The sequence below is a fragment of the Paraburkholderia sp. A1BS-2L genome, assembly GCF_051125205.1.
Taxonomy (GTDB): domain Bacteria; phylum Pseudomonadota; class Gammaproteobacteria; order Burkholderiales; family Burkholderiaceae; genus Paraburkholderia.
The window spans coordinates 70,545-85,537 of record NZ_CP120429.1 but is presented as its reverse complement, the minus strand read 5'-3'; the positions used below and the strand labels follow the sequence as shown (position 1 = coordinate 85,537).

11 protein-coding genes and 1 pseudogene are annotated in these 14,993 nt (G+C 66.1%); 6 read left to right on the top strand and 6 right to left on the bottom strand.

Going from position 1 to position 14,993, the window contains the following annotated elements; all coding sequences use genetic code 11:
• Position 1 precedes the first annotated feature (1 nt).
• A pseudogene (locus P5W98_RS15190) lies at positions 2-1,171 on the top strand (DUF2827 domain-containing protein).
• Here P5W98_RS15190 and ydiK read toward each other — a convergent pair.
• Entirely contained in the window at positions 1,168-2,247 is a 1,080-nt protein-coding gene (gene ydiK, locus P5W98_RS15185) for an AI-2E family transporter YdiK (protein WP_421025476.1), read from the bottom strand. The pseudogene P5W98_RS15190 and the gene ydiK sit on opposite strands and share 4 nt — an antisense overlap.
• 244 nt (positions 2,248-2,491) lie before the next feature.
• Here ydiK and surE point away from each other — a divergent pair, with 244 nt between their 5' ends.
• Complete coding sequence (gene surE, locus P5W98_RS15180) at positions 2,492-3,280, top strand: 5'/3'-nucleotidase SurE (RefSeq protein WP_421025477.1); 789 nt, start codon at positions 2,492-2,494, stop codon at positions 3,278-3,280.
• 48 nt (positions 3,281-3,328) lie between these two features.
• Here the strand turns inward: surE and P5W98_RS15175 are convergent, their stop codons facing one another.
• The gene (locus P5W98_RS15175) at positions 3,329-4,108 is read right to left on the bottom strand and encodes a cyclase family protein (RefSeq protein ID WP_421025478.1); all 780 of its coding nucleotides are present in this window, start codon (positions 4,106-4,108) and stop codon (positions 3,329-3,331) included.
• A gap of 210 nt (positions 4,109-4,318) precedes the next feature.
• Here P5W98_RS15175 and P5W98_RS15170 point away from each other — a divergent pair, with 210 nt between their 5' ends.
• Entirely contained in the window at positions 4,319-4,768 is a 450-nt protein-coding gene (locus P5W98_RS15170) for a MarR family winged helix-turn-helix transcriptional regulator (protein ID WP_421025479.1), read from the top strand.
• 19 nt (positions 4,769-4,787) lie between these two features.
• Here the strand turns inward: P5W98_RS15170 and P5W98_RS15165 are convergent, their stop codons facing one another.
• The 4 genes from P5W98_RS15165 to P5W98_RS15150 all read right to left on the bottom strand — a co-directional run bounded on the left by P5W98_RS15165 (position 4,788) and on the right by P5W98_RS15150 (position 9,803).
• Entirely contained in the window at positions 4,788-5,240 is a 453-nt protein-coding gene (locus P5W98_RS15165) for an acyl-CoA thioesterase (protein WP_421025480.1), read from the bottom strand.
• 31 nt (positions 5,241-5,271) lie between these two features.
• Complete coding sequence (locus tag P5W98_RS15160; protein WP_421025481.1) at positions 5,272-6,816, bottom strand: indolepyruvate oxidoreductase subunit beta family protein; 1,545 nt, start codon at positions 6,814-6,816, stop codon at positions 5,272-5,274.
• 15 nt (positions 6,817-6,831) lie between these two features.
• On the bottom strand, positions 6,832-8,988 hold the full coding sequence (locus tag P5W98_RS15155; RefSeq protein WP_421025482.1) for a thiamine pyrophosphate-dependent enzyme: 2,157 nt from the start codon (positions 8,986-8,988) through the stop codon (positions 6,832-6,834).
• 224 nt (positions 8,989-9,212) lie between these two features.
• Positions 9,213-9,803 (bottom strand): BPSL1445 family SYLF domain-containing lipoprotein, encoded by a 591-nt coding sequence (locus P5W98_RS15150; protein WP_421025483.1) that lies wholly within the window; start codon positions 9,801-9,803, stop codon positions 9,213-9,215.
• Positions 9,804-10,157: 354 nt separating this feature from the next.
• Between P5W98_RS15150 and P5W98_RS15145 the strand changes: the two genes are divergently transcribed.
• The 3 genes from P5W98_RS15145 (at position 10,158) to P5W98_RS15135 (ending at position 14,967) form a co-directional block, all read left to right on the top strand.
• Positions 10,158-10,634: a hypothetical protein gene (locus tag P5W98_RS15145; RefSeq protein WP_421025484.1), complete on the top strand. Its 477-nt coding sequence runs from the start codon at positions 10,158-10,160 to the stop codon at positions 10,632-10,634.
• 215 nt (positions 10,635-10,849) lie between these two features.
• Complete coding sequence (locus P5W98_RS15140) at positions 10,850-11,512, top strand: response regulator (RefSeq protein WP_421027006.1); 663 nt, start codon at positions 10,850-10,852, stop codon at positions 11,510-11,512.
• Positions 11,512-14,967, top strand: a complete 3,456-nt coding sequence (locus P5W98_RS15135; protein ID WP_421074001.1) for a hybrid sensor histidine kinase/response regulator — start codon at positions 11,512-11,514, stop codon at positions 14,965-14,967. The genes P5W98_RS15140 and P5W98_RS15135 overlap by 1 nt, the downstream gene beginning before the upstream one ends.
• Positions 14,968-14,993: the final 26 nt, after the last annotated feature.

Below are 14,993 nucleotides of genomic sequence, written 5' to 3'. Positions count from 1 at the left end.
CATGAGCACCGCCACGCAAAACGGCAAGAACCGAGCCAAAGACCTCAGAATCGGCGTCACGATCGGGCTGCATCAGCCCAACGAAACGCCCTGGAACAACGGCATCAAGCAGAACGCAGTGTTTCTCGCCGACACGCTGCGGCACTGCCCCGGCGTCGCGAGCGTCACGCTCGTGAACACCACCGCCGTGCCGGTGACGCGCGAACTGCCGTGGAGTCTCGATCGCTGGCCCACGCGCGCGTTCGACGAGGCGAAGGACGAACTGGACCTCATGATCGAACTGGGCGGCCAGCTGGACGGCGAACGCACCGCGTGGCTGAAGTCGCGCGGCGTGCGGCTGATCTCCTACTGCTGCGGCTTCGAGTACATCCACGCCACCGAGGGGATGCTCTTCAACAAGCCCATGTGGAACGGCAATCTGTTCGTCAACTAGCGCTACGACGACATCTGGATCATTCCGCAGGTGGCCGGCAACAGCCAGTCCTACCTCGAAGTCCTGCGCCGCACGACGGGGCGCGTCGTGCCATTCGTCTGGAGCCCGGCGTTCCTCGAGGAGCGCACCCGCGCGCGGCCTGGCGGCGGCGTGTACGCGCCACGCGACGAAGGCCGCGCGCCGGCCCGGCTCACGGTGATGGAGCCCAACATCAACGTCGTGAAGTTCTGCCTCTACCCCGCGCTGATTGCGGATCTGGCCTATCGCGCGCGCCCCGATGCCATCGAGCTGCTGCAGGTGACCAATGCGCTGAAGCTCGTGCAGGAGAACCGCGATTTCATCGCGCTGATGAACCAGCTCGAAATCGTGCGCGAGCATAAGGCGCTGTTTCTCGGCCGCCACGACATGCCGACCTTCCTCGCGCAGAACACCGACGTCGTGGTCTCCAACCAGCTGGAAAATCCGCTGAACTACTTCTATCTGGAAGTGTGCTGGCAGGGCTACCCGCTGGTGCACAACGCCACGCTGTGCCGCGAGCTCGGCTACTACTACGAGGCCAACGATGCCCATCATGGCGCACGGCAGCTCATCCGGGCCATCGACGCGCGCGGGCGCAACACCGCCGGCTGGCGCATGCAGCAGCGCCGGGAGATCGCGCGCTTCTTGCCGTTCAACGAGCGGGTCGTGAAAACGTATCAGGCATTGCTCGATGAGTTGATGGCGCGGCCGCTGCGCTAGGCTTGCGGAGCTTCAGGCTGGGTGGTCGGCGCCTTGTTCATCCACGCAGTCAGCAGCGCGGACGACACTGCGAGGATCGCCGGGCCGATGAACAGGCCCACGATGCCGAACGCAACCATGCCGCCGAGCACGCCGGAGAGGATCAGCAGCATCGAGAGGTTCACGCCGCGCCGGATCAGCACCGGACGCACGAAGTTGTCGAGCATGACGACGAAAATGGACCAGACTCCGAGCAAGATCGCCGCGAGGTGCGCGTCGTGAACGAACAGCCAGATCGCACTGCCTAACAGCGGCAGGCCCGGGCCGATCTGCGCGAGGCAAAGCATCAGCATCAAGGCGACGAGCACGCCCGCGCCCGGGACGCCCGCCACCGCGAGCCCGATGCCGCCGAGCGCCGACTGGAGCACCGCCGTCACGACGATGCCGAGCGCCACCGCGCGGATCGCCGCGCCCGCGAGACGCACCGCCTCCGCGCCATAGCGCGGGCCCACGCGCTCCGCGAAGCGCAGGATGAAGGCGGCGGCCTGCTCGCCTTGCATGTACAGCACGCCGGTGATGATCACGGTGATGAACATGTGGATCACGAACACGCCCACCGAAGCGGCGTGCCCGATGAGCCAGTGTGCCGCGATGGTGACGTAGGGCTCGAGCCGCGCGAGCAGGCCACCGGGGCCCGCGTCGGAGAGCGACTGCCATTCGCTCGCCGCCCGTGGGCCGATCATGGGCACGTCGTGAATCCAGCCAGGCGGCGGCGGCAAGGCGTACGTGGGCAGCTTGCGGATCAGATCCATGATCTCGGCGCCGTGCTCGGCGAGCGTGGAGATCGCCTGGTAGAGCGGCAGGACGATCACGACCAGCAGGATCAGCAGCATGACGAGCGTGGCAAGCCCGCGCCGATTGCCGAGACGCCGCTGGACGGCGAGCATCGCGGGCCACGTTGCAACGACGATCATGGTCGCCCAGATCAGCCCCGGAATGAACGGGCGCATGACGTACAGGGAGCCGACCGTCAACGCACAGAGAATCGCGACGACAAACAGGACGCGAGCAATATCTGGCAGGTCTTGCGACTTCACGGGCTCTCCTCGCGGCAGGCAGGCCGCATTCACTACATTGACGATTGAATCGACGAACTCGAACTTGAGCGGCGGCCCGGAGCACGGCGCCGCCGAGCCGCTAGTCTATCCCGGATGGACCATGATCCGGCGCGAAATAGCGCGCAATCGTCCTGACTGCCGATGGGGCCCGGTGGTGACCGAGGGTGCACGATAGTGCCCCCTGGTGGCCGATAATAGCCGTCCACTTCCAACGAGACCTGCCATGTCCTCATCCGACCCGAAACTGCCCTGCGTGCTCCTCACCAACGACGACGGCATCGACGCGCCCGGCCTCGCAGTGCTCGAAGCCGTCGCCGCCGAACTCGCGCACGAAGTGTGGGTGGTCGCGCCCGAGCACGACCAGAGCGGCACGTCCCATTCGATCAGCCTGCATTCGCCGCTGCGGGTGAGCCGGCGCGGCGAGCGCCGCTTCGGCGTGCTCGGCACGCCCGGCGACTGCGTGGTGATGGCGGTGCGCCACCTGATGGGCGACGTGAGGCCCACGCTCGTGCTCTCGGGCATCAACCGCGGCGCCAATCTCGGCGTGGAGACGATGTTTTCGGGCACGGTGGGCGCAGCCATGACGGGCTTGCTGCTTGGCCTGCCCTCGATCGCGCTGAGCCAGACCTTCCGCGACCGCGAGCATGTGCGCTGGGACACGGCCCGCGCGCTCGCGCCGGACGTGATCCGGCGCCTCGCGGCGATTTCGCACGAGGCGCCGGTATGTCTGAACGTGAATTTCCCCGACGTGGATGCGAGCGCGGCCGGACCGCTCACTGTCACGCGCCAGGGCGTGGGGCTCGTGCAGGGCATCGACGTGGTTCCGCAAATCGATCCGCGCGGCATTGAATATCACTGGCTGCGCTTCACGCGCGGCCCGCGCGAGAACGGGCCGGATTCGGAAACGGCCGTGGTCATCTCGGGGCGCATTTCGGTCACGCCGCTCAATTTCGATCGCACCGACGAGCGCACCTTCGCGGTGCTCAGCGAGGCGCTGGGCGCGGGCCGCTGAACCACCAGGCAAGAAGCCGCCGGGCCGTTGCGGCGGCGGCGATTCAGCTCAGTCCTGCACCAGCGCGAGCACGCGCAAGGGGCTGCCCGAGCCGGCCTGGATCTTCAGCGGCGCCGAGACGATCACCGCGCCCGTGGGCGGCAGCTGGTCGAGATTGCGCAGGCATTGCAGGCCATAGCGGTTCGAGCCGTGCATGAGCGTGTGGCACGGATACGGCACGGGCCAGGCATAGGCCTGCCCCGCGTCGGTATTGATGGTCTCGACGCCGAAGCCATGCACCTCGCGCTCGTGAATGAGCCACTCGACCGCCTCCTGAGTCGGCCCCGGCGTGTGCGCGCCGTCTTCGCGCAGGTTCAGGAACTCGGCCGGATCCGTGCGCTTCGACCAGTCCGAGCGCAGCAGGACCCATGCGCCCGCGGGAATGCGGCCGTGGCGCGCCTCCCAGGACTGCAGAAAGTCCACCGTGAGCAGCCAGTCTGGATTTGCTGCGACTTCGGCGCTCGCGTCCAGCACCACGGCCGGCGCAATGAAATTTTTCACGTCGATGGTGTCCACGGCGTTTTGTGCGTGGTCCTTGCCGGAAATCCAGTGCACCGGCGCATCGAAGTGCGTGCCGGTATGCTCGCCGCACGAAAAATTGTTCCAGTACCAGCCAGGGCCGCGCTCGTCGTACTGGCTGATCTTCTCCATCTTGAACGCCCACACCTGGCCGAATTGCGGCGGTAGTTGCAAGGCCGGGAAATCGGGCGAAAGCGTTTGCGTGAGATCGACCACGCGCACACGGCCGCTCGCCAGGTCAGTGGTCAGTTGCTCCAGACTGCTCGTCATGTTGGGCTCCTCTGCTCGTTGGACTGCCGACGTGCCCGGCTTTCACCACACCCGGCCACACACGCCAAAATTATCTTTAGGCCTAAATCAATCCAAAATCATGGTTAACCCCTTTTCCCCTTTCGGAAACAGGGAGGCGGGTGCGAGGGTCGTGGTATGTTTGCGTTCCGGCGGAGGTCGTCCACACTCCGCAGCCCGTCAATTTCCCGTATGAGCCCGTCTTCTCCCAACAGCTTTGTCGACAGTTACACGCCGGCGCTGCTCGCCCAGGTCAGCCAGCTGATCTCCGGCGAATTCCATGTGATCGTGCAGGCGGCCGGCTTCGAGGTATCTGACTGGCGCGTGCTGTCCACGCTTTCCGATGGGAAAGCCATGAGCATCGGCCGCCTGGCGCAGATTTCCGTGACGAAACAGCCGACCGTGACGCGGCTGCTCGACCGCATGGAGGCGCAAGGCTATGTCAAGCGCATCCCCAGCGAGACGGACCGGCGCGTCACGTTCGTGCGCATCACGCCGCAAGGGCAGAAGCTAGTTTCCGAACTGATCGTGCAGGCGAGGCGGCACGAAGATCAGGTGCTCGCGCCGCTCGGCGCGCAAAAGGCTGAGGAACTGAAGGCCACGCTGCGCCTGCTGATCGATCTGCATCGCCCGCCTGCCTGAGCGCCTGGCCACGCCCTGCTCAGTGTTCGCGCGCCCGCACCTCGGCTGCCGGCGCCGCGCGTCCAATCGCGTCGCGCAAATCGTCGGGAATCGGCATGGCCTTGTGCGTGTCGAGCGAGGTCGTCACGATGGTCTGCCGGGCGCTCATGCGCACGACGCCGTCGGTACCCGTGCATGCCCACGCCAGCGTGAGCGACGCATGCCCGATGCGCTCGACGTCGAGTGAGAGCCACACCTCGTCGCCCATCTTGCTGACCGCCTTGAAATCGACTTCCAGACGCACCGTGGGCAGGCCCACGCGCCGCGCACCGATCACACCGTGATAGCCCTCGGGCAGCAGCGTGTCGATCCACGACTCGATGAGGTCGTTGAACAGCACGAAGTACTGTGGGTAAAACACGATGCCGGCCGGATCGCATTCGGAAAAGTGAATCTTGTGCCGCTGTCTGAAAGTAGGCGCACTGGTTTTCATCGCAATCAAGGTCTCCCGGATAACGCCGCGATTATGCCAGCGCATGCCGCGCAAGCGCGGCACGCAGCTTGTGGCCGTGCTCGTCGGCGAGTGCCGCGTCGCGAAGCTCGCGCAAGGTCGCGGGCGCGAGCCGCGCCCCCGCTTGCACGACCGCCCCCATCAGCGTCTGGTAGTTCGCGAGCCCGCGGGCATGGGTGTCGCTGTAGCCCTTCACGAGACGCTGGCATTGCGCGACCTCGACGGCCAACGCCGGATTGTGCTGCGCGGACTGCGCAATCTGCTGCAGCCACGCCTCGATGCGCGCGGTCTCCAGTTCGTAGCGCAGCGTGCGGCGGCGCATGCCGCGCAGGCGCGCGACCGCGTGGAGCATCAGATAGCCGCGCAGCGAGCTGGTCTTGATCACGCGCCCCGCTTTCGTGTGTCGCTCGACGAGCCGATGAACGGCGTGAGGCCTCGCGAGCCAGCGGCCGATTCCAGCGGGCAGGGTCTCGCAGATTTCCTCGATGCGCGGATGCATGAACTCGTTGATCGCGAGCAGCTGGTCCGGCTGCGCGCGCACCTCGCCGCGCACGCGCTCGAAACGCGAGGCGCGCGTCTTGAGGTCGGCCACGCGGATCGTATCCTCGTACGACATCCATAGCGCAAGATAGCGCGCCGTCTCGCGCAGCAAGTTGACCGGCGCATCGGCCACCTTGCCGCGCAGTTTCGCGAGCCGGTCGAGATACAGCGCCGCATAATCGGGATCCTGATAATCGATCAGCCTGCGCACGCCCTCGATGGCGAACGGCTGGACCTCGGCTGGCAACTCCGTGCGCACACGCTCGAGCAAGCGGGCCACTGCCGGGTCGCGCGGCGCCGGCGCGGGTTGCTGCGCATTCGGCTGCGCGCCTTCCTGCGTGGCGGCTTGCGCTGTGTCCTGTGCGTTGTCCCGTGACTCGTCCTGCGCTTCGTCCATGCCCGCGCGTGCATGGCCCAGATCGAAAGCACGCAGGCTGGGCTTCACGCCCACGCCGCCGCGCTCGATGGTTTCCTCGAACTGGCGGCGGCTGAACGGCAGCACGCCGGTGCCCGCGAGCGCGCCGAACAGCACCGCGCTGATCACGCTGCCGCTCGCTTCGGCCGCCTGCGCCATGTCGAAGCGCACGAAGCGCTTCGCGGCCTGGCCCGCGTGAGCGATCAGCGCGCGGTCGTCCACGCGGCCATCGCCCATGGCGGTTTTCTCGGCGATCGAATACACGCGGTGCGTCGAGGCCACGAGCGTCGTGCGCTCCGGCGTCACGAGCCCGCGTTGCACCGCGCGGCCTGCTTCCATCAACTCCGAAGCGAGCACCACGTCGACGTCGCCGGGCAGCGGCATCAGGGCGAGAATGGGCGCGCGCGCTTCGGTCTCGTCGCGCGCGAACAGCTCGACGTAATAAATGGTCGCCCCCGTGCGCTGCGCGACGCCCGGCACCGAGGTGGTCTGCGCGTAGTAGCCGTTGTGCTCGCCCAGGTCGACGATCCAGTCGGCCAGCACGCCGCCGCCCTCGCCGCCCATGGCGAGAATCGCGATCTTGATCGGTTGTGCTTGAGTCATGATCTCTCCTCGCGCTCAGAAGGCATAACGCGCACGGCGGCGCGCTTCACGGCGCTGCAGCCAGCCGATCGCGGCGTTGCGCACGCGCTGGCGCAGCTTGTCCATTTTCGAAGGATTGCTGATGATTTGCGCGCGGTAGAACGACGGGCACAGCACGGCCGCGTGCGAAACCTCGCCGCATAAACCGCACCCCACGCAACTGTCGAGCACGCTTGCCACCGGATCGGTGCGCAGCGGATCGGGGTTGGGCTTGATCGATAGCGACGGGCATCCCGAGAGGCGGATACACGAGTGATCGCCCGTGCAGGTATCCGAATCGACGCCAAAGCGCTCGCGCACCACGCGCTCGCCGGCGGCAATCGCCTTGCGCTGCTTCGGCTTTTCGCGGCGCTGCTTGTTCAGCATGCATTCGCTCTGCGCGATCAGCACCTTGGGGCCTTTCTCGCCCGTGGTGAGCGCTTCCCTGAGCGTCGCCATCATCGTCTTGAGGTCGTAGGTGCGGCGCACGGCCTTCACCCACTTCACGCCCACGCCGCGCACCGCCTGCTCGATTTCGTGGCCCGTACTGCGCGTGGGGTTGAGCGCCGTCGACGAAAGAATGTCCTGGCCGCCCGTGGCCGACGTATAGCTGTTGTCGACGACGATCGTGAGGTTGTCGCTCTTGTTGAAGACCGCGTTGGCAATGCCGCTCGTGAGGCCGTTGTGCCAGAAGCCGCCGTCACCCATCACCGAAATGGCGCGCTTGTCCGCGCTCGCATTGAGCGCCGACGCGCTCGCGCTGCCGAGCCCATAGCCCATGGTGGTCGCGCCCAGATTGAAGGGCGGCAGGATCGAGAACAGGTGACAGCCGATGTCGGCGCTCACGTGGTGCGGACCCAACTCGCGCTCGACGAGCTTCATCGCCGTGAAGATAGGGCGTTCGGGGCAGCCCGTGCAAAAGCCGGGCGGGCGCGCGTGCACGCTGGCGTCGAGCGCGGGCACGGTTTCCTCGGCGGGCACGGCCTTCACCGGAATCACCTTGCGCGGCGCCGCTAGCGGTTCGAGCACGCCATAGCGCTCGAAGAACGCGCGCAGCCCCTTCATTACCGTGGCCGTGTTGTATTCGCCGGCGAGCGGCAACATGTCCTTGCCATGCAGCGCGGCGCCCACGCCGCGTTGGCGCAGGATCGCGCTCGCGTTCTGCTCGACGAAGTTCGGCTGCCCTTCCTCGATCACGAGCACTGCGCGCTTGCCCGCGCAGAATCGTTCCCACTCCGAATCGATGAGCGGGTATGCCACGTTCATCACATAAAGCGGAATGGCCGATTCGCCGTAGACATCGGCGAGACCCAGCCGTTCGAGCGCGCGCAGCACCGTGTTGTAGCTGCCGCCCTGCACCGCGATGCCGATATCGCGCGCGTCGGCCGAGAAAAATTCGTTGAGTTGTCGCTCTTCGATGAATTGCACGGCGGCCGGCCAGCGCTCGTGAATCTTCTCGCGCTCGTGCAGAAAGCTCGCGGGCGGCAGCACGATGCGCTCGACATCGCGAACCGGATGCTCGAGCGCGTCCTTGATCGTGAAAGCCGAGCGGCGGTTATCGGACGCCACGAACTGGCCGTGCACATGGCACGCGCGAATGCGCAGTTGCAGCATGACGGGCGTGTGGCTCGCCTCCGAAAGGTCGAAGCCGTCCTTCACCGCCTGCACGATCGAGGGTAGATTGGGGCGCGGATCGAGCAGCCAGATTTGCGACTTCATCGCGAATGCGTGGCTGCGCTCCTGCATGATAGAGGAACCTTCGCCGTAGTCTTCGCCGACGATGATGAGCGCCCCGCCCGTCACGCCGCCCGAGGCGAGATTCGCCAGCGCGTCGGACGCGACGTTGGTGCCCACCGTGGCCTTGAAGGTCACCGCGCCGCGCAGCGGATAGTTGACGGAGGCGGCCAGCGACGCCGCGGCGGTGGCCTCGCTCGCGCTGTTCTCGAAGCGGATGCCATGATCGCCGAGGATGTCCTGCGCGTCCGCGAGCACGTCCATCAGGTGCGAAATCGGCGCGCCCTGGTAGCCGGCCACATAGGCCACGCCCGATTCGAGCAGCGCCTTCGTCACGGCAAGAATGCCTTCGCCGCTGAACACCTCACCTGCGCCGAGACGCAGTTTCTTCACTTCCTCGACAAACGACCGCTCCGCCATGACCGCCCCCTTCGTTGATCGCCCTCTGCCGCCGCGCACATTCGTGCCGCGTGCCGGGTCATTGTAATTTAGATATAAATATTTCCAAAATCATGGATAACCCGGCAAAGCGGCACCCGACGGCACGCCGCTGCATAAGAAAGGGTACGACCGCCTGAGGTGCATTTTCATGCAGCCGGCACTATTTTGCCGGCTGCATGAGCCAGGCGGCGCTCAAGCGGCGATCAGATCACCAGCCGCGAGACCTTCACGCCTTCGAGCGAGACACCGGCCATCAAGCCGGCGTTGGTCAGCACGAACGCCTCGACTGGACTGGTTGCCGTCGAGGTGTCGACATTGCCGTTCGCCCCCACGGTGACGAGCGCAACCGTGGCGTCGGCGCCTGCCGACCAGCCCTGGCTGTTAACGAAATCGTTGAGCGCGCCCTGGTTCATGAACGCAAAGACGATGGCCTTGGATTGCGCACCGATCTGCAGGCCGAACGAGCCTCCCAGCGTGCTGTAGTAGCCGTCGGTGCGCCCGTTCACGCGCAGCGCGCCGGTGCCGTATTGCGCGCCGAACCAGAACCCCGCCGAGATCACGCTCGGGAACACGAGCACGCCGCTCGCCTTCGCAAGCAGCTCGCGCGACCCGGCCACGGTGCCGTAGAGGCGCGCGAGCGTGGCGTCCACGCCCGCATCGATGGAGCTGCGGCGCGCTGCGTTCTGGCTGGCGCTGTCTCCCGAACCCAGCGGGGTTGTCGTGCAGCCGGCGAGAGCGAAACCGCTTGCGGCAAGCGCGGCACTGGAGCCGAGAAGAAATTGACGTCGGCGCATGAAGTATTCCTGTCTGAACGGTTCTACGAAAAAGCGCGTGCGCAAATGCTGCGCGACGCGCCACGAGACAGCGTGCGAGGCCGCCTGCCTCTCCTGGCGGTATAGGACAATGCGCCGCGCATCGAGTTCGCATCCTCCCTTCGAAAGATCACGGCGCCGCTGCTCGCAGGCCTGTAATGTCGCAACGCAACATCATTGTCCTTCGGCCGTGTGACATCACTCGGCGGCCTTCGGCGCTGTCAGTCCGTTTCTCGAAATCGTCCGATTTTCTCTGTCAGCCTGAGTCGATACAGTCGAGACATGACGCGATCAACGCCACACCCGGCACCCAGCCATCTCGAATCAGATACCACCATGTCCGCCGCTCCCCACCTTCATTGGAACCGTTGCGCCGCGTCGTGGATCTCGCGCGCTTGCGAATGGGCGAGCGACATCGGGATCTATCTCCTGCCGTTCTTCTATGTGGCCTTCTTCGCCTTGCTGTTTCTGCTCTGGCACGAGCCCGCCTCCACCTTCTGGCTGATGGCAGCGTGCGGCGCGCTCGGTTGGGCGATGGCAGCAGGCGCCATCATGTTTTGCCTCGCCAACACGAGGCCTCGGCGCGCCTTTGTGGCTCGCCACATAGAATCCCCGCCCCCCAGGCAGCCGCGCTTGCGCCACGTGCCACTGCAGTTCGCGCAAATGCCCACGCGCTCATGCAGTCAGGCTTGCTCCACGACGTCGGGCGGTGACGCGCGTTTCTCGGTCGCCTGCTTCCACTCGCGCTGCCAGGTCGCCAACAGCGACGATGCGCATGGCATCGGCAGCGAGCGCCTGCAAGCCCGGCACTGATCCTGTCGCGAGCCATGCACGCGCCGGGCACAGCCCCGCAACATTCAAACGCCCTGAGAGGACATATTCCGACGCAAAACCCAGAGACACCCTACAATAATTCAGATAAACCACTGACATACAATGAGATAAGCATCATGCATCGCCGCGGGATCCATAGCGCTGCTGCCATGCACTTTCTCCACACTGCGAATCCAGGCAATACGCTCACGCTCATGACGAACGCGACACAAGAACTGCGGATCGTGGTGGCCGACGACCACCCGGTCGTGCTCACCGCCGTCACCGACTACCTGGACCAGATACCCGGACACAAGGTCGTGGCGACCGCCGGGTCAGGCGCCGAGCTTCTCGATACATTGCGCAGCACCCCTTGCGATCTCATCGTCACGGACTTCTCGATGCAGGGCGAGATCGAGGACGAAGACGGGCTGCGTCTCATCAGCCGCTTGCGCCGGCTCTATCCGGACATTCCTCTCGTCGTGTTCACGATGCTCACCAACGGCGGCATTCTGCACGAACTCGCCGAGCTGGGCGTGGCCGGCCTCGTTGGCAAGGACGAACCGATCCCCACGCTCGCACAAGTCTGCCAGCGCGCGCTCGTCGAGCCCGGCACGACGCTCTCCGCGCGCATAGCCGAGCGGCTCGCCACGGAAGGCTCGACCGCCGACGAATTCCGCCGCACCAACCCGCTTTCGCCGCGCGAACTCGAAGTCGTGCGCCTGTTTGCGCTCGGCCTGAGCGTCACCGAAATCTCCAGGCGCCTGAGCCGCTCGGTCACGACCGTCGCCACTCAGAAGCGCGCGGCCATGCGCAAACTTCACCTCGAATCGAATGCCGATCTGATCCGCTACGCGAGCGAAAACGGATTCGCATAATGGAACGGCGCATCGGCTCGGTGGTTTCGCCCCTCGATGCGCTCAGGGCGCTCGAGCGCAACCTGAAGCGCGAGCGGCGCGTCTTCGCCATGCTGATCGCGATGCTCGCATTCGCCGGGCTCGTTGCGGCAATCGTCACGGCGCTCAGCATTGGCGCGGCGTCGCTCTCGAGCCAGGCCGCTCAACTGCGCGCCGTCACGGCGCAAACGAACGAGCTGGTGGCGCAGCGCTATTCCCTCCTGTCGAGCTTGCGCTTGCTGTTCACGCTCCAGGAGGCCGGGATGTTCACGCCGCAGCCCGTAACCGAAGCGCCACCGCGCTGCACGCCGGTCTTTGGCGCGGGCGAGTCGGCGCCGGCCCTGCGTACGTTCTGCGAGCGTGCCGCGCAAATGGCTTCGCGCATCGACGAGAATGCGCCGATGCTGATCGTGCTCCTCGACGGCAGCGCCGCCTGGAGTCACCAGCTCGCGCCCCAGCCGCACAGTGCGCAGAACGGGGCCGAGGCATTGCGCAACGGCGAGGATGACGCGCGCGTGCTGGTGGACGCGGCGCTGCTGCGCATGAGCGCACGCGGCACCGACCCGAAGGATCCGCGGACCTGGCGCGAAGTGACCTGGTTCCGCCCGCCTGCCGGGCTCGGCTTCGCGCCTCGGCTCGTGCTGGCGGCGGGCACCGTTCTCAAGGATAACGAACCTTATGCGCTGGTGATAACTAGCATCGATCTCGACGAGCTGCCGAAAGCGCAAGCGCCGGACGGATCGACTATCGAGCCGACCCTGTTCGACGGCGACGGCACGTTGCTGGCCAGCACGCTGTCCGCGCCCGCCGCGCAATACGTCGACCGGGTGGTCGCGACCTTGCCCGTCGAGCGCTTTCATCTGCTGCCGCGTTTCGGCTGGGCGCTGCGCGAGCAGCCGCTCGAATACGGGTTTGGCCATTACACGCTCGCGCTGTCCTGGGGCGCCGAGCTCGCGCGGATCCGCATGCCGCTCGTCATTATCCTGCTGATGACGGCGGCGCTGCTCGCGCTGCTCGTGGCACTCTCGCGCTACTGGAACCGGCACGTGCTCGAGCGCACCTATGGCGAAGCCACGCGCGCGCTCGAAGGCGAACTGCTCAACCACCTGCTCGTGCATGCCACGCCAGTGGGCCTGTGCATCGTGCGGCAGCGCGACTTCGAAATCGTGATCGCGAACCAGATTGTGCGCAACGTGCTCGGCCTCGACGAGCACGCCACGCGGCTGCCCGCCGCGCTGTGTGTCGAGTTCGAGAAACATATGCCCCATGCGCCATCGACGGCCGGCGACACGCCCATCTACGTCCTGCCGTTCTCGCTCGTGCGCGAAGACGGCGACAGCGTGCATCTGGAGATCACGTACGCGCCAGCTTCCATGAACCGCGAGGACGTCATGTTCTGCGCCTTCGCCGACATGTCGAAGCACCACGAGGCCGAGCGCCTGCTGCGCGAAGCGAAGCGCACGAGCGACGAAGCCGCGCGCGGCAAAGTGAGCTTCTTCGCGGCAATGAGCCACGAAATCCGCACGCCGCTTGCCTCGCTCGTCGGCAACATCGAGCTGGTGGCGCGCGGGCCGCTCGCGCCCGAGCAGGAAGCGCGCGTGCAGGCCATGCAGGTCTCCTCCTCGGAGCTGCTGCAGATCGTGAGCGACGTGCTCGACTTCTCGAAGATCGACGTCGGTGCGATGACGCTTTCTGAGGAACCCGAATCAATCGCCGCGCTGCTCGTGCGCATCGCGCTCACCCATGCGCCACTTGCCGCGCGCTCGCAGCTGCCGTTCTATCTCGTGGTGGACCGCGCGATTCCCGCGCGGCTCTATTTTGACTCCGTGCGGCTCGCGCAGATCGTCAATAACCTCTTGAGCAATGCGTTCAAGTTCACGCATTCGGGCAAGGTCGTGCTGCGCGCGAACTGGCGCGGCGACGCGCTCGAAATCAGCGTGGCCGACTCGGGCGTGGGCATGCCCGAGTCCCTCAAGGCGCGCCTGTTCCAGCCGTTCACGCAAGGCGACGAGCACCGGCTCACCGAGGCGCGCGGCACCGGCCTCGGCTTGTCGATCTGCGGACGCCTCGCGAAACTCATGCGCGGGCGCTGCGAAGTGGAAAGCACGCTAGGCGTGGGCACGCGCGTCATCGTCACGCTGCCGCTGCGTGTGAGCGACGCGACCCCCGCCGGAAAGGAATGGACCTTGCCCGAAGTGCATCCGGCCATGCTGTGCCGTGCGCCCGAGAACCACGAATGGCTCACGAATCTCTTCGACCCCAAGGTCAGCGCGCCCACCTGGCTGAGCGCGAGCGAGCCGCCGCCGCGCGAAGGCGCATGGGACTATCTGCTGGTGACGGGCGAGTATTCGGCCGACGATGTGCAACGCCTGTGGGGCAGCATGGCCGACGTTATTTGGCTGAGCCAGGACGGGCCGCTCGTGCCGCTTGCCCGCGAAGACGGCGGCGTGGAAGTGAGCCTGTACAGTCTTGCGGGCATTCGCACCGCCACGCAAATGCTGCGCGCCCGGTCCGATGCGGCGGGGCATGGAGGGAACCAGGCGGCGCCCGCTGTGGGGGCTGTGGGGGCTGTGGGGGCTGTGGGGGCTGTGGGGGCTGTGGGGACTGCGGGCGCCGCCGCTTCACAAGCGCTGCAAAACAGCGAATTCCGGCGGCTGAACGTGCTGATCGCGGAAGACAATCTGCTCAACCGCAGTCTCCTGCGCGATCAGCTGCGCACGCTGGGGGCGAACGTGACCGAAGCGAAGGACGGCGAAGAAGCGCTCGCGCGGCTCGATGACGTGCATGTCGACGTGGTGCTCACCGATCTCAACATGCCGAAGATGAATGGCTATGAGTTGCTGCAGGCCGCGCGCGCGAAGCGCGCGGCGCTGCCCGTCTACGCGGTGAGCGGCAATGCGCTGCCCGAACAAATCGCACAAGGCCGCCTGTCCGGCTTCACCGATTATCTGAGCAAGCCGGTGCCGCTCGCGGCGCTCGCGCGCGTGCTCGCCGACGTCGCCGAGCATCTGCCGGACACGGCGCAAGATGCCATCGTTCCTCCCGCACCGGTTCAGCCCGAAAAAAACCACCAGAACACCATAAGCGATATGAGCGACCTGAGTGATGCGATCGACGATGAAGCGGACTTGCCGCGCTTTCCTGTCTTGTCGTCTGCGCTCGCGCCGCTCTTCGTCGAGCAAGCCGATCACGATATCGCCGACTATGCGCGGATTGCGGCCACGCACGATTTCCAGCGCCTGCGCGACTGGGCGCATCGCGTCTCGGGCGGCCTCGCCGTGCTGGGACCGTCGATGCTCAACGAAGCCTGTCTGGAATTGCGCGCGACGCTGCGCGAAGCCGGCCAGTGGACCGACGAGGTCAGCGCTTTTTCGGAGGAGGTGGTGGCCGAACTGGAGGCGCTGCGCGAGCAGGCCGCGATGCGAGATTCAGCGTGAATCCGCGTGATTGGCCTGACATGGAC

Bases quoted from the DNA above. Each gene is read 5' to 3' on its own strand.
- P5W98_RS15135 (WP_421074001.1), top strand. From the start codon at position 11,512: ATGGAACGGCGCATCGGCTCGGTGGTTTCGCCCCTCGATGCGCTCAGG.
- P5W98_RS15145 (WP_421025484.1), top strand. From the start codon at position 10,158: ATGTCCGCCGCTCCCCACCTTCATTGGAACCGTTGCGCCGCGTCGTGG.
- P5W98_RS15150 (WP_421025483.1), bottom strand. From the start codon at position 9,803: ATGCGCCGACGTCAATTTCTTCTCGGCTCCAGTGCCGCGCTTGCCGCA.
- P5W98_RS15175 (WP_421025478.1), bottom strand. From the start codon at position 4,108: ATGACGAGCAGTCTGGAGCAACTGACCACTGACCTGGCGAGCGGCCGT.
- P5W98_RS15140 (WP_421027006.1), top strand. From the start codon at position 10,850: ATGACGAACGCGACACAAGAACTGCGGATCGTGGTGGCCGACGACCAC.
- surE (WP_421025477.1), top strand. From the start codon at position 2,492: ATGTCCTCATCCGACCCGAAACTGCCCTGCGTGCTCCTCACCAACGAC.
- P5W98_RS15170 (WP_421025479.1), top strand. From the start codon at position 4,319: ATGAGCCCGTCTTCTCCCAACAGCTTTGTCGACAGTTACACGCCGGCG.
- P5W98_RS15155 (WP_421025482.1), bottom strand. From the start codon at position 8,988: ATGGCGGAGCGGTCGTTTGTCGAGGAAGTGAAGAAACTGCGTCTCGGC.
- P5W98_RS15165 (WP_421025480.1), bottom strand. From the start codon at position 5,240: ATGAAAACCAGTGCGCCTACTTTCAGACAGCGGCACAAGATTCACTTT.
- P5W98_RS15160 (WP_421025481.1), bottom strand. From the start codon at position 6,816: ATGACTCAAGCACAACCGATCAAGATCGCGATTCTCGCCATGGGCGGC.